Source organism: Methanolobus mangrovi, from assembly GCF_031312535.1.
Lineage (GTDB): Archaea > Halobacteriota > Methanosarcinia > Methanosarcinales > Methanosarcinaceae > Methanolobus > Methanolobus mangrovi.
Genome location: NZ_CP133594.1, coordinates 2,006,043 through 2,020,487 on the forward strand (window position 1 = coordinate 2,006,043; position 14,445 = coordinate 2,020,487).

16 protein-coding genes are annotated in these 14,445 nt (G+C 42.1%); 11 read left to right on the forward strand and 5 right to left on the reverse strand.

From position 1 onward, the window contains the following. Positions 1 to 92 precede the first annotated feature (92 nt). The 6 genes from RE476_RS09710 to RE476_RS09735 all read left to right on the forward strand — a co-directional run bounded on the left by RE476_RS09710 (position 93) and on the right by RE476_RS09735 (position 4,507). Positions 93 to 1,091 carry a PhoU domain-containing protein gene (locus RE476_RS09710; protein ID WP_309309594.1) on the forward strand — a complete coding sequence of 333 codons (999 nt, stop codon included), beginning with the start codon at positions 93 to 95 and terminating at the stop codon, positions 1,089 to 1,091. A gap of 112 nt (positions 1,092 to 1,203) precedes the next feature. Then, positions 1,204 to 1,839 (forward strand): Era-like GTP-binding protein, encoded by a 636-nt coding sequence (locus RE476_RS09715; RefSeq protein ID WP_309307448.1) that lies wholly within the window; start codon positions 1,204 to 1,206, stop codon positions 1,837 to 1,839. A 5-nt stretch (positions 1,840 to 1,844) separates the two neighbouring features. After that, entirely contained in the window at positions 1,845 to 2,207 is a 363-nt protein-coding gene (locus tag RE476_RS09720; RefSeq protein ID WP_309309595.1) for a DUF2073 domain-containing protein, read from the forward strand. A gap of 14 nt (positions 2,208 to 2,221) precedes the next feature. Further along, complete coding sequence (locus RE476_RS09725; protein ID WP_309307449.1) at positions 2,222 to 2,746, forward strand: hypothetical protein; 525 nt, start codon at positions 2,222 to 2,224, stop codon at positions 2,744 to 2,746. 20 nt (positions 2,747 to 2,766) lie between these two features. Further along, complete coding sequence (gene hxlB / locus RE476_RS09730; RefSeq protein ID WP_309307450.1) at positions 2,767 to 3,375, forward strand: 6-phospho-3-hexuloisomerase; 609 nt, start codon at positions 2,767 to 2,769, stop codon at positions 3,373 to 3,375. Positions 3,376 to 3,385: 10 nt separating this feature from the next. Next, positions 3,386 to 4,507, forward strand: coding sequence for a pyridoxal phosphate-dependent aminotransferase (locus tag RE476_RS09735; protein WP_309307451.1), 1,122 nt, complete (start codon positions 3,386 to 3,388; stop codon positions 4,505 to 4,507). 8 nt (positions 4,508 to 4,515) lie between these two features. Here RE476_RS09735 and RE476_RS09740 read toward each other — a convergent pair whose 3' ends face one another. After that, positions 4,516 to 5,532: an NOG1 family protein gene (locus RE476_RS09740; RefSeq protein ID WP_309307452.1), complete on the reverse strand. Its 1,017-nt coding sequence runs from the start codon at positions 5,530 to 5,532 to the stop codon at positions 4,516 to 4,518. A gap of 156 nt (positions 5,533 to 5,688) precedes the next feature. Between RE476_RS09740 and RE476_RS09745 the strand changes: the two genes are divergently transcribed. Continuing rightward, a complete protein-coding gene (locus RE476_RS09745; RefSeq protein ID WP_309309596.1) occupies positions 5,689 to 6,564 on the forward strand; it encodes a CBS domain-containing protein in 876 nt (291 codons plus the stop codon). Between the two features lie 2 nt (positions 6,565 to 6,566). On the opposite strand, the gene hisE is transcribed toward RE476_RS09745, so the two are convergent. The 4 genes from hisE to RE476_RS09765 form a co-directional block, all read right to left on the reverse strand. After that, complete coding sequence (gene hisE / locus RE476_RS09750) at positions 6,567 to 6,866, reverse strand: phosphoribosyl-ATP diphosphatase (RefSeq protein ID WP_309307453.1); 300 nt, start codon at positions 6,864 to 6,866, stop codon at positions 6,567 to 6,569. A 214-nt stretch (positions 6,867 to 7,080) separates the two neighbouring features. Then, positions 7,081 to 8,361 carry a 3-isopropylmalate dehydratase large subunit gene (locus tag RE476_RS09755; RefSeq protein WP_309307454.1) on the reverse strand — a complete coding sequence of 427 codons (1,281 nt, stop codon included), beginning with the start codon at positions 8,359 to 8,361 and terminating at the stop codon, positions 7,081 to 7,083. 52 nt (positions 8,362 to 8,413) lie between these two features. Next, positions 8,414 to 9,124 (reverse strand): YkgJ family cysteine cluster protein, encoded by a 711-nt coding sequence (locus tag RE476_RS09760; protein WP_309307455.1) that lies wholly within the window; start codon positions 9,122 to 9,124, stop codon positions 8,414 to 8,416. 660 nt (positions 9,125 to 9,784) lie between these two features. Further along, positions 9,785 to 11,254: a DHH family phosphoesterase gene (locus tag RE476_RS09765; protein WP_309309597.1), complete on the reverse strand. Its 1,470-nt coding sequence runs from the start codon at positions 11,252 to 11,254 to the stop codon at positions 9,785 to 9,787. A gap of 115 nt (positions 11,255 to 11,369) precedes the next feature. Here RE476_RS09765 and RE476_RS09770 point away from each other — a divergent pair, with 115 nt between their 5' ends. From RE476_RS09770 to RE476_RS09785, 4 genes are all read left to right on the forward strand, one after another. Further along, positions 11,370 to 12,848, forward strand: a complete 1,479-nt coding sequence (locus RE476_RS09770; protein ID WP_309307456.1) for an NAD(P)H-hydrate dehydratase — start codon at positions 11,370 to 11,372, stop codon at positions 12,846 to 12,848. A gap of 1 nt (position 12,849) precedes the next feature. Continuing rightward, positions 12,850 to 13,032, forward strand: a complete 183-nt coding sequence (locus RE476_RS09775) for a hypothetical protein (RefSeq protein ID WP_309307457.1) — start codon at positions 12,850 to 12,852, stop codon at positions 13,030 to 13,032. Positions 13,033 to 13,046: 14 nt separating this feature from the next. Further along, on the forward strand, positions 13,047 to 13,523 hold the full coding sequence (gene moaC / locus RE476_RS09780) for a cyclic pyranopterin monophosphate synthase MoaC (protein ID WP_309307458.1): 477 nt from the start codon (positions 13,047 to 13,049) through the stop codon (positions 13,521 to 13,523). A 68-nt stretch (positions 13,524 to 13,591) separates the two neighbouring features. Further along, a complete protein-coding gene (locus tag RE476_RS09785) occupies positions 13,592 to 14,440 on the forward strand; it encodes a ribose-phosphate diphosphokinase (protein ID WP_309307459.1) in 849 nt (282 codons plus the stop codon). Positions 14,441 to 14,445: the final 5 nt, after the last annotated feature.

A 14,445-nucleotide genomic window follows, 5' to 3' on the forward strand; every position in this document is an offset into this window, starting at 1 on the left:
TATATAATTTATTCTCGATAAGAAGTACCTATATATATGACCGTTGGAATCTATATATTTGAATATTTTTAAGATATGAATGAGGGATTTCAATAGAAACCAGAAAAGTTCAGCAAACAGGTGGTTCAACTTACATAATATCACTTCCGAAAACCTGGGCAGACAAGGTTGGAATCAAAACAGGTAGCAGGGTTAGTTTACTACCGCAGCCGGATGGTAAATTAGTCCTTGATCCGATACATGATGCTCCACCGGTCAGGAAGATTCAGATAGACGTTACCGGGAGAATGGGTGACGCCCTTATAAGGGACATGATAGCTGCATACCTCGCAGGTTCTGATATTATAGAAGTAAAGGCTGACAGGATACTCGCCGAACAGAAGAATGTTATCCGTAGCATGTGTTACAAGCTGATCGGACCTGAAATTATAGAAGAAACTGCAAAAAAGGTAGTTATCCAGGATCTTCTGAACCCCGATGAGATCTCGATCAAAAAGAGTGTCAGAAGGATGTATCTTATCTCCAATTCCATGCATATGGATGCTATAAAGGCGATTAAGACTCTTGATACTGATCTTGCTCTGGATGTTGACCAAAGGGATGATGATGTAGACAGGTTGTTCCTGCTGATTGCAAAACAGTTCCGTTCCATATTGCGTGGAGCAAGGTTGCCTGATGCAGCTGAAACCTCTATAGATGAGTATCATGACCTGAGAATGGCAGCAGGCCCTATCGAGCGTATAGCGGACCACGCACGCAAAATAGCAAAGATTACAATGATGCTGGATGCGCCAATCCCTGATGATATCATGGAAATGATAGAAATGACATCTGAGATATCAAGAAAAGTGGTAGAGGATGCAATAGATGCCCTATACAATTTCGATGTCGAGCTTGCTAATCAGGTAATTGACAGAGTTACCCGAATGTCTCCTCTGATCAATAAACTCAATGAGTCAATTTTGAAAATTAATTCTTATGGATCAGTCGTTGCTCTTGGTACTGTAGTAGATAGTATTGACCGAACAGGTGACTACGGTTCCAATATTGCAGAGATTGCAATAAATTGTGCAATGTCAAGGGTTCTATGATATCCGGACAAGCGATTTGCAGGTTCGGATAATAAAAATTATATGTTAATGAGTGTTTATACTACTAAAATTATCCAGAATTTAATATAATGATACTTTACGGAGGGAATGAATGGGCGTAATCAGGAAATTCAAAAAGAATTTTGCAGACATTTTTAAGAAAATGTTTAAAAAACAGAATGCTCGCATAGGAATATACGGACCGCCAAATGCTGGGAAGACCACTCTTGCTAACCGGATATTAAGGGACTGGACAGGCGATGCAATGGGGTCTGTTTCACATATTGCTCACGAAACAAGGCGGGCAAGACGCAGGGAAGGCGTAACGATCAAGACCAATGGAAGTTCCATTTCTCTTGATATTATCGACACACCGGGACTTGCCACAAAGATCGATTTCCATGAATTCATGGAGCAGGGCATGGATGAAGCCGAGTCCAAAAGACGTGCAAAAGAAGCTACCGAAGGTGTTATCGAAGCTGTAAAGTGGCTTGAGAACCTTGATGGTGTCATTCTTGTAATGGATGCCACAGAGGATCCGTTTACTCAGGTAAACGTAACTGTCATAGGTAATATGGAAGCCAGAAACCTTCCCCTTCTAATAGTTGCCAACAAGGTTGATCTTGCAGAGGCCTCCCCTTCAACTATAAGGGACGCTTTCCCACAGCATCCGATGGTTTCTATTTCAGCCCTGGAAGGAAAGAACATAGATACGTTCTATGAAGAGCTTGCAAAGAGGTTCGGGTGATGTCTATGCAGGGCTTCCAGATGGATCTTGTATCAGAGCACAGGTTGTCTGAAATGACGCCGGTGGAAAAGGTCAGGTTTATTATTGATGAAGTAAAAAGCGGAAAGATACTGGTTCTTGAAAAAGGCCTGAGTCCTGAAGAGGAAGCAAGCCTGATCGAGATGACAATGACCCTTATCGAACCTGATGGTTTTTCAGGCATAGAAATGGAAAGCTATCCGTCAGAAGTGGACACTTCATTTATAGGGAAACTTCTTAAAAAGAACACTCTAAAATCAAGGCTTACGGTTATAGGACCTGCGGATCAGCTAAAGACTCTCAAAAGGGACCGCAATATGATCAGTGCTCTTATTTCCACAAGTAAATAATTTGCGTGAAGCAAATGGACCAAAAAGAAAACAGAGAAAATCTCATTTCACCTAATCTCTCCCTATCCTCTTTTGAGATGGGGAGGGACGATGTGAATGTAGTCTGCACATACGGTAAAATATCCATCTGGTTTGGAAGACAGGTACCGGATATTGTGATTGGGCAAATACTTTTAGGTATATCCAATATTGATCACTCAGCAGTTCACGAACTGGAAATAGTATGTGATTTTGAGGAAATCACAGATTATGAAGGCCATGGCTATATACTTGTATCTTATGCAAAATCAAAGGATGGGTATAGGACGACTTTCAATGTTCCTTTTTCAAGCAAAAAAGCTCTTTTCCATCTTGCTGGTTTCATAACCGAAGCTCTTAAAGATAAGGACACTATCTTAGACTGCTACTGGACCGGAGATGGCTCTGACATCATGCGTTTGTATGAAGAGTTGAGTAGTATCGAAGGATGGAAGCTTAAGAGCATCAATTATAAAGATGATGCAAAAGAAAAGAACAGTGGCCCTATAATTTTTGATTGATTCATATATGAGGAATTCCCATGAAAGAAATCCATTTAAACGAATGTGAATATTTAACTTCTTCTATTTTATTAATGGCTGAACACCTTGAGAATTTAGCTGATAAGCTTGACAAAGATTCTGTTAAAAAGATGCTTGAAGACCTGATGGGTGCAAAGAGGGTCTTTGTGATGGGGGCCGGGCGTTCCGGACTTGTCGGAAGAGCATTTGCAATGAGACTTATGCACCTTGGCCTTACATCACATGTTGTAGGCGAGACCACCACTCCTGCTGTAAGCAAGGATGATGTGGTCATTGCGATTTCCGGATCCGGACAGACACGCTCTGTTGCAAATCTTGGAAAAGTTGCCAAAGATATAGGTGCTAAACTTGTAACTATCACTTCCAATGCAGATTCAACATTAGGGGAGCTTTCAGATACTGTAATAGTTCTCCCGGGCAGAACAAAGGATGATGTTGGGGGCTATATGGAACGCCACATGCGTGGTGAATACACTTATCTCACCCCACTGGGTACTTCTTTTGAAACCTCCGCAAGTGTATTTCTTGATGGAGTAATCGCAGAGCTGATCTTCATCACCGGTGCTTCAGAAGAAGATCTGAAATCCAGACACACAAATATTGAATAAAGGGATAATTATGCCTGAATCGAAGTTCGCACAGAGAGTTTTAGATATAGACATTTCCGGGATCAGGAAGATGTTTGAGGGAGCAGGCCCAAACTCCATTAATCTTGGTATCGGCCAGCCTGATTTTGATACTCCGCAGCATATCAAACAGGCTGCGATAGATGCTATTAACGAAGGGTTCACAGGTTATACGGCTGGCCCCGGTATCCTGGAACTTCGTCAGGCTTTAGTTTCCAAATTCAAAAATGAGAATAAACTCGATGTTTCTCCAGATGAGATCATTGTAACTTCAGGTGCATCAGAAGCACTTGAGCTTGCAATAGCCTCTCTTGTAGGCCCCGGGGATGAAGTACTGATTGCAAACCCCGGTTTTGTATCTTATAACTCCCTTGTGAGTTTGATGGGTGGCCGAGTAGTTCCTCTGCACCTTGCAGATGATCTCACTGTAAGCCCTGAAGATGTCGTAGAGAAGATATCTCCAAAGACTAAGGGAATTATCATAAATTCTCCTGCAAATCCCACAGGTGCCGTCCAGAGTAAAAGTGACATGAAGGCATTTGCCCAGATAGCAGATGATCATGGAATTACCCTGATATCCGATGAGGTTTATGAGCATTTCATCTATGAGGGAGAACATGTAAGTCCTGCTCAGTTCTCTGATAATGTAATCACGATAAACGCAGTATCCAAGACATTTTCCATGACCGGATGGAGAATTGGATATGTTGCCGCGAGAAAGGAATACACTGAGCAAATGATCAAGGTTCACCAGTATGTACAGGCATGTGCCAATTCTATTGCACAGAAAGCTGCACTTGCAGCCATTGCAGGCCCCATGGATTCAGTATTTGCAATGCGTGATGAGTTCAAAGCCCGCAGGGATATGCTTGTAGAAGGTCTGAACTCAATTGGTTTGAATTGTGCTTCCCCAAAAGGTGCATTCTATGCTTTCCCTGAAGTGCCCGAAGGTTCAACCTCAGGAGATATTGCATCAAAACTGGTATCCAATGGCGTTGTAGTTGTGCCGGGAACTGCCTTTGGTGACCGTGGTGAAGGACATATACGCCTTTCCTATGCATCATCCATGGACAATCTGAAAAATGCACTGAATATAATGGAAAAAGTTTTGTGAGGATGACCTTATAGGTCATCTGTCCCAATCTTCTCTACTTTTTCTGCTTTAATTCTCTCTTTCTCTTCAATCTCTTTTTTAACCATCTCGATCAGAGTTGAAGTTACTTCACTGACACCTTCATTTGTTGCAGTGGACATTTTCATATCTACGAAATCAAGCTCCATGAATTGCGGCAGATCTGCCTTATTTGCAACAACAAGCACTGGTAATTTGAATTCACTGCGGACTTCCTCAAGCATGCGTTTCTGGTCTTCTACCTCGTATCCGCATGTTTCAGTTGCATCAATTATGAAGAGGACTACTGCATCCAGATTCTTTAATGCTGTAATTGCCTGCAATTCGATCTCATTTCGATCTGACATCGGCCTGTCAAGAAGTCCTGGCGTGTCCAGTACCTGATACCTGTCATTACCAACAAAGAAATGTCCGATAGAAACTCCTTTTGTGGTAAATGGATAAGGCGCTATCTCAGGTGTTGCTCCTGTAACCTTTGTAACAAAACTGGATTTTCCTATGTTTGGGTATCCTGCAACTACAATGGTTGGTTCATCATGAACTGAGGGGAGCTTTCGAAGCTTGTTTCGTGCCTCATTAAGGAACAACAGGTCCTTTTCAATAGAATATATTATTGATGAAACTCGCCCGAAACATTGTTTCCTCACGAGGGGTGGATCTCTGGACTTTCTTATTTTTCCCACATACTCCCTTGCTATCTCGTGTATCTTTGCGCTGGCCCAGTCCAGTCTGCTCAGGGATTTTCTCATGTCATCTACGCCTACCATGACATCTGCCAGTTCATAGTAAAAAGGTTGTAGATTTTCAAAAGTTGGGAATCTTCTGACAATGTTCTTGAGATTATCTGTAAGTATGTTCGCTGCTGTCAGCATCATGGACTCATTTGCCTCAATAGCAGTTTTTCTTCCACTGATGGTTTTTCCTGACATTGCCCTGGTTGCCCTTCTGAATGATTTGTCCAGTAATTCATCAGCCGTAGGGACGGTATTTATTTTTTCAAATATCATGTTTCTTCCTGTCGTTGGCTCAAATCACTTCAAGATATAAATTCCTATTCCTTATAAATATAATCTCTCCAAATATCATTTTTCGGAGATACTACAATTTATATATCTCTTTTGAGTATCTATAAACTATATTTGAGTTTATGGACCGGTGATTTTGTGGAACTGACTCCTATTCAGAAAGATATTCTTATCGCATTGATCAATCTACAGAGAGAAAAAGATCGTGCTGTCAAAGGCGAAGAAATTGCAGAGCTTATCAGCCGTAACCCTGGAACTGTCCGGAATCAGATGCAATCTTTGAAAGTCCTTGGCCTTGTTGAAGGTGTTCCTGGTCCGAAAGGGGGATACAAAGCAACAGGTGAGGCTTATGAAGCTTTAAGCATCACTGCAATGGATCACGAGGCAGCAGTCCCCATCTACAGAAATGAAAACCTTGTTGAAGGAGCAACAGTAGCTCAAATAAGTTTTACTACAGTAAGGCACCCGGACCTTTGTCATGGTATGATCAAGGTTCTTGGTAATATCAAGGGATTTGAACAGGGCGACCGTGTACAGATGGGTCCTACCCCTGTGAACAAACTGATAGTCCGTGGGGAGATCGTTGGAAGGGATGATACCCAGAACACGCTTGTCTTCTCTATAAGTGAGATGATATCCCTGCCAAAGAAACCTGTTAAAAACTATGCCCGTTTGAATATGATATCAATAAGCGGAAATGCATCAATTCAGGAAACTGCACGTCTGCTTGTAGATCACAGCATACATGGGGCACCTGTAATTGATGACGATGAAATACTTGGTGTTGTCACTTTCACAGACATAGGCGATGCTGTAGCAAGTGGAAAAATGACTGCTAAGGTCAAGGACATAATGACCCGTGACCTTATTACGGTGGATTCGGAAACATCCCTTTATAATGCTGTAAAGGTTTTTGACAAGCACGACATCGGCTTTTTGCTGGTTTCGTTTGATGGCAAGCCAAAAGGAATTCTATCCAAAAAGGATGTTTTCCACGAACTGATAGTTTATTAAAACTATTTTCTTCTTTTCTGAAGTTCTGTGGTAATCTCTTCGAGGGTTATTCCCTCTGCCACAAACATTACCATAAGGTGAAAAAGAAGGTCTGATGATTCGTATATGATTTCTTCTCTTTTTCCGCTTTTCACGGCAAGTATGGTTTCAATTGACTCTTCCCCTACTTTCTCCAGTATTTTGTCAATACCTTTCCTGTGATTAAGTAGAGAGCATACATATGAGTTCTCAACAGGATTCTCTTTCCTGTCCATTATTATCCCGTACAGTTCGTCAAGTATTGAGAGGTCAGTATCTGGCATGATTTATCCTTCCCAAATATAAGGTAATCATATTACACCTTTATGGTGCAAAGCCACTATTAAAGTTAAAATGTTTGAAAAGAAGTTTTAGTGACGTTGGTTGTAATCCACACACAATATGACGGGGTAGTGTTGGTTATACCAACGTCTGGACTATCATATAAATTTGTATAATATATCTTTTTTGGTCTCACACATAAAAAAAAAGAAGAGATCAGATCTTCCTCGGATCTGTTATCTCTCCAGTGAGTGCGGATGCTGCTGCGGTTGCAGGGGAACTCAGGTACACGAATGATTGCGGACTTCCCTCACGTCCCTTGAAATTACGGTTGGATGTTGCAAGTCCTACTTCTCCGTCACCCAGCAGTCCGAAAGAACCGCCCATGCATGGACCACAACATGGTGACTCCACCATTGCTCCGGCTTCCATGAACTGCTCGATATAACCTGCTCTGAGCACTTTCATGTATTCTGTTCTGGATGCAGGGATAATAAGAAGTCTTACACCCTTTGCAACAGGTTCATCACCCATCATCTTGGCGACAACCTCTATATCCTCAAATCTTCCGTTGGTACAGGAGCCTACGAATATCTGGTCAACCTTTGTTCCTTCTACTTCTGTTACAGGTTTGACGTTGTCTACGTTGTGTGGACATGCGACCTGTGGCTCAAGGTTGCTGACATCGTACTTATGAAGTTCACATGCTGCTCCCTCATCGGATGCCCAGTAAGGGTCGAACTCATAGCCAGGTATGCGCTCTTTGAGGTACTTTTCTGTGACCTCATCAGCTTCAATGATGCCTGCTTTGCCACCCATTTCAATAGCCATGTTGGAAATGGTCATGCGTTCGGACATTGACATTGATCTTATAGTTGATCCTGCATACTCTGCTGCCTTGTATCTTGCACCTTCTGCACCTACATCTCCGATGAGGTGGAGAATTACATCTTTTGAATAGACATGCTTTGGAAGTTTTCCTTCGACTTCGAACCTGATGGTTTCAGGTACTTTGAACCAGAGCTTTCCTGATGCAAAGACTGCCGCCATGTCGGTTGAACCGATACCTGTTGAGAAAGCACCAAGTGAGCCATAGGCGCAGGTGTGGGAGTCTGAGCCAACTACAAGGTCTCCTGGCTTTACGTGTCCCTTTTCAGGCATTACCTGGTGGCAGACACCTTCGTAAACGTCATAGTTGATGATGCCCTGTTCCTTTGCGAACTTCCTGAGCATTATGTGGTTCTGTGCAGCATTGAGTGAGTCCGCAGGAACCTGGTGGTCAAAAAGGATCACTATCTTGCTTGGGTCCCAGACCTTCTTCTCTTCCTTATCCCTCATGATCTCGTAGAATCCTTCTACCGCAAGAGGTCCTGTGATATCGTGGGTCATTGCCCTGTCTATATTTGCCAGTACGAATTCTCCGGCTTTTACCGTCTTTCCGGCAGCCTTTGAAAAGATCTTCTCAGAGATCGTCATAGGTTCATTGTTAGTGGACATGTTTATTCCTGCATAATTTTTATTTATTATAAATCAATCGATAAACTGAAATTCAGATTCTTTTTGTGATCTTACAAGTTCCCTCACTATTATGGACGATGTAATTTAAGTAGCCTTGCTTCAGGTTCAACTCCGCTATTAACTGGCCTTTTCCACCAGTTATGAATCCATTATAGTTCTTATAGGTGAGGATGGTATCCTGAAGTTCACATACATATCTATTGAGTACCTTTCCTGCAAGTTCCCTGCTTTCCTGCAATCCGATCACCTTTCCAAGTCCCTCACATTCGGATATTCTGAGCTTGAGCCCTTCCATGTAAAATGGGTATGTGCTGCACAGGTGTGGACGCAGTTCATATATGCTGCATCTGTTGTCCGTTCTTTCATCAGGAATAAATATGCAATCCCTGTTCTTTTTTCGCTGAAGCATCCAGCCAAATGTGTGGATGTTGCCTTCTTCATCCACCATGTCCGTTTCTTTCTGAAGCAAATACTCCTCTTCAGGTGATTCTGCTTCTATGTTAAAAGGCTCTGCTATGTCTTCTAATGTGAGACTGCTGCCATCATGGATCCTGCTGATCTCCTCTGGCATCAGTGCAACACGGTTATCACCAAATTCCCGGCGGCAGCACTTTCCGCACATAAGGCAATTGAATCCTGTTCTCTGTATTTCCTCTGCAAGCCTCTCCGCATCTATTTTTTTTGCAGCCTCAAGCTCCTCTTCAAGTTCACGGATAAGCAGTCTTCTTAATGTGATATTCATCTTCTGACCGTTATGTTCTTAGTTAAGTTTTCTTTGTTTGATGTCAGGTATCCTATATAAAATAAAATCAAACCTGGAGCAAGAACATATTCCAAAATGCATGTATCAAAATATATATTACTAATTGAGTATATTTTATCAACGTCTTCTGGTATGGATGAACCCACATACTTCCAGAATGTTTTCTCCCGAATCCCTATCTTAGAAGATTATAAGCATGATGCTGTATGTCCTGTAAAAATAGACACTGGTTGTTGATCTAATAGTTCAATCATTGTAGCAGTGCATTGGGTCCATTCTTCCACTGCAAGGAGGGTACAAATACAGATACATACATGTATGAATATGTATGCACATGGAGTAGCTTATTTTTATATGGGTTTATGATGTATTATTTAGTACGCGCTTGTATGCTTCGTTGTTTCTGTGTAGTATGAGTTATACATATTCCCAACCCCTGCCATCTTGCACATTTAATATGAGTGGTTGGTGCTCCGGGTTCATGCATCTGAACCGTTATTAAATGTAATTGTGCCTGCAGTCCACCAAGCAGCAAATCTACTATTCGAAAATACATTCCGCTAAAAGTATACTAAACAATATAGAGTATATATAGCATATAATTGAGTAACAATGTTGTAAAAACAAATTTGGAAGAGACTATTCGTCTGCCTCTTCCACACCGACAGCAGATAAGAATCTCTTTACAACTGCTTCGTTGACTAGCCTTAAGAGTGTCTGGCGGTCTTTTGCGGCAGTGAATACTCCAAGAGGTATTTGTGCTGCTGCTGCAGTCGCATGTCCTCCACCTGCCTCTTCACCGAATGCGCGCCTCATGACATCCCCCAGGTTTACCCTGATATCATTGCTACGGCCTGAAATGTAGATCTTCTCCTCTGTAACACCAAATACTATGGAAGTGGATATCCCTTCCAGATTGAGGAGGTAATCTGCTGCCTGTGGCAAAGTATCCCTGTTGCGTATGCTTCCTACATTGGAAAGGAGGTAACTTCCGACTACCTGACGGCTGTTTATAGCTTCTCCAAGTACATCCAGTGTCTCGATAGACATGGAAGGTCGTTCCAGTTGTTCAAGGACATCGTGGTCAGAGAGGGGGTATAGGTATGAAGCAGCCGAAAGGTCTGCAGAATCAGTGTTCCTCTTAAAATCAAGTGTATCAGTTCTGATTCCATACAATAGTGCCGTTGCCAGCTCACTGCTGATATCCACATTGAGTTCCTGGAGATACTTGGTCAATATGGTGGCAGATGCACCAACATGGGGACGAATATCTATAAAGTCAGCATCTATCTCGGTATCAGTGATCGGGTGATGGTCAATGATTATGTTTACATGCGTACCGGATGGCAGGGAGTTATTAGCCCCGGGTATTGCGCAGTCAATGAGTGCTAAATTCTCATATCCTGTAAATCCAACATCTTCTGCCCTGAAAAGGTCTATGCCAAGCAGATTAACAAAAGCCTTGTTTTCCTGATGCCCTATCTCTCCATGATATATGATGTCAGCAAGAACATTAAATGATTCTGCAATCGTTTTTAATGCAAGGGCACTGGAAATAGCATCCGGGTCAGGATTATCGTGGACCACAATTGCAAGCTTTTTGCCTTTGTTTACATCAAACCACTGGGTCAGTTTGTTTCCCCTGCGCATCGCCTCTGCACGTTCAAGTGATCTTGAAAGGGACTTTGCTACCATTCTGGGTGGCATGATAACAAGATCTGCACCCATAGTTTCCATTTCCTGCATGTTTATAACATCAGGAGCCCTCACTACACAGTAGATATCCTGGGACACTTTATTTCTGACATTCGTAAGAGCTTTTTTATTTGCTTTCGGATCTGAGCTAAGAATAAGTATTCCTGCAAGATTCCGGGTATTGATTATGTCAAAAAGGCCTGGATCACTCACATCACCGACAATGGCCTCATAGGCCTCTTCACGAAGTGTCTCAACTTTTTGTGAATCCTTATCAACAATGATGATCTCTTTATCAAGTTCTCTAAGTTCCTTTGCTAATGCAAAACCAAAACTCCCACTTCCAAGTATAAGATATGTGGGTTTGATCTTTGTTTTGTCAGTTGCGTTAATCTCTTTTGCAACGGTGTTAATAAAATGACCTCCATTTGGTGTAAGAATTATTTGGTATAAAATGATTTCAATTTAATAGAAAAATGACCATATCAACTGATAAATACAATGCAAACTAAGGAATAAATAGGTAACTATGTTCTCTATCACTTCTTCAAAAATGCGTTCTGTAGATGCTAATTGTTCTTATCTTGGCCTTAGCCCGGTCCAATTAATGGAAAATGCAGGTGCTGCAATTGCCCGGGAAATAACATCCCGAATAAGCTGCGGGAAAGTACTTTTTGTATCAGGCAGGGGTAATAATGGAGGTGATGCATTCGTCGCTGCAAGGCACCTTGCACTGAACGATGCCTATGATGTAAGAGTGATACTTCTTGGTCATTCTTCCCGCATAAGGACGGAAGAATCAATGCATAATTTCTCTCTGCTTGAATACAGTGGTATAACAGAATTAAAAGAGATAACTGATTCAAAAGAGCTTGAAAGCTATGCCGGATGGAAGGATAGTGATATTATTGTTGACGGAATTCTGGGTTCCGGAATAAAAGGATCTCCAAGAGAACCTGAATCAACTGCTATAGATCTGATAAATTCATCCGGTTCATATATTATCTCCATAGATGCACCTTCAGGATATGATCTCGATGGTGGAGAGATATCTAAAAGTGTTTTTGCAGATATAACCATCACTTTTCACAGGATGAAAACCGGTCTGGAACTTCCGGGATGTGAGAAATACACCGGTGAAGTGAAGGTTGCTCCCATCGGGGTTTGTAGGGATGCAGAAGAATACGTAGGTTCCGGTGACCTAATGGGCCTTGTTCACAGAGAACAGCATGCTCACAAAGGTAACTCCGGACGTGTTCTTGTGATAGGTGGTGGTGCTTATTACGGGGCACCGGCTCTTGCAGCCATGGCAGCACTTCGCACAGGTGCTGATATTGTGACAGTGGCCGTACCTGAGAATGTTGCAGATACCGTTGCATCCTTTTCATCAAATCTCATAGTCGTACCACTTTCAGGTAACAGGCTGAACCCTGAAAATCTCCCTGTATTGAAGAGCCTTATAGAATCACATGATGTTGTCGTCATTGGTCCCGGAATTGGCAGGGATGCACCGACGCTTAAAACAGTACAGCAGCTCCTTCCTTTATGTAAAAAGGCAGTGATTGATGCCGATGCTCTCTATGATCTGCATTTGCCAGTAAAAAGTGAAGGTAAATTCATATTAACTCCGCATTCTGCCGAATTCGCACGTCTTTCAGGGGTTGCAGTTCCCCGGACTCTTGCAGAAAAGAAACAAATAGTAAGCCAGTTCGCCGGACAAAATACGGCTATAGTGGTTCTGAAAGGTAAGGTTGATATCATTTCGGACGGGCAGAACACACGGCTTAACAGGACAGGGAATGCCGGGATGACCGTTGGTGGTACAGGAGATGTACTTACGGGTATCACAGGTGCATTGTTTGCAGTCAATAATGCAATGGATGCGGCGGCATGTGCCGTTTTTATAAATGGTGCGGCCGGTGATCTTGCGTTTGATGAAAAAGGATTCGGTTTGCTTGCGACAGATATAATTGACCGGATAACAGATGTTATATCAGAGGTGTTTTGATATGGGGCAGGAAAACAGAAAGATAAATGTGGACATCGAAAGAAAGTGGATTCGTATAACTATAAATCATGGTAAGGATGAAGAAATTCTCAAACTAAACCTTAATGAAGCCACAAGCCTGAAAGAACAACTAAATAGTACTATTGAAGATTACCTGCAAAGGCAGAATATAAGAATTGACTAAAAAACGGTGATTTATTGGAAGCTACATTCACACATATTGAAAATGACCGTGCGGTCATGGTGGACATCAGCAGTAAAGATATAATTGTAAGGAAAGCAATAGCTTCCGGGGAAATAGTTCTTAATGACGCAACGATAGAAAAGATACGCACAGGTACTGTTGAGAAAGGAAATGTACTTTCCACTGCGCGCATAGCTTCAATCCTTGCGGTTAAAAAAACTCCAGAACTCATTCCAATGTGCCACCAGATCCCAATTACTTCAGTGGATGTGGATTTTTCAATTTACGATAATATTATTTGTGCAAAGGTAGAGGTGCGCTCTGTCGGAAAGACCGGTGTTGAAATGGAAGCACTTACCGGTGTCTCAGTAGCGTTGCTTACTGTATGGGACATGGTAAAGTCTGCGGAAAAAGATGAGACGGGCAATTATCCTGCTACCGGTATACAAAATATCAAGGTTCTTGAGAAAGTCAAAATGAACCAAAACTAATGTATTATAGGGATACATTAGAGAGCATTCAAATTATCCATTAATTAAATCTTAAAGAGGTACATTATTTGAAAATCATAGGAGGACCAGCATCCCAGGCTCTTTCATCAAAGGTTGCAAGAGAGTTAAATATAGAACCCAGTGTGTGTGATTATACAAGATTCCCTGACGGTGAATTATACTCACGCATTCTTGATGAAGACGTGGATGAAGTTACTATTATCCAGAGTACGACAACGGATTCTGATCTGATTGCATTATTGCAGCTTATAGATGCCTGCGAGGATTCACCTGTCATAAATGTGGTCATACCCTACATGGGATATGCAAGGCAGGATAAGAAGTTCAAAACAGGTGAGCCTATAAGTGCAAGGGCGATTGCAAGAACCGTTAACGCTGACCGTATATTCACTGTGAATATCCATGAGTCCAGTGTGCTTAACTATTTCAACGCAGATGCCTTTGACCTTGACGCATCCCGTCTCATTGGTTATCATATAAGGTCCCTTAACCTGAGTGACCCATTGATAGTATCTCCTGATAAGGGTGCAATAAGCCTTGCAGAAAATACAGCTGCTGATGTAGGTCTGGAGTTCGATTACCTGGAAAAGACCCGCCATTCAGGCGATACCGTTACTATCAAAGCAAAGAATGTTGATGTGATGGACAGGGATATCATTATCATTGACGACATGATAGCCACAGGCGGAACTATGGCAGAGTCCATAAAACTACTTAAGTCACAGGGTGCAAAGGATGTATATCTTGCATGTGTCCATCCGGTGCTGTCAAGAAATGCCGTGTTACGTCTGTTCAATGCAGGTGTAAAGGATATCATTGCAACCGACACTATAGAAAAGGTACAGAGTTGTGTCAGTGTGGCACCTTTGATAGCCAATGCTTTAAGAAGTATCTAAACATT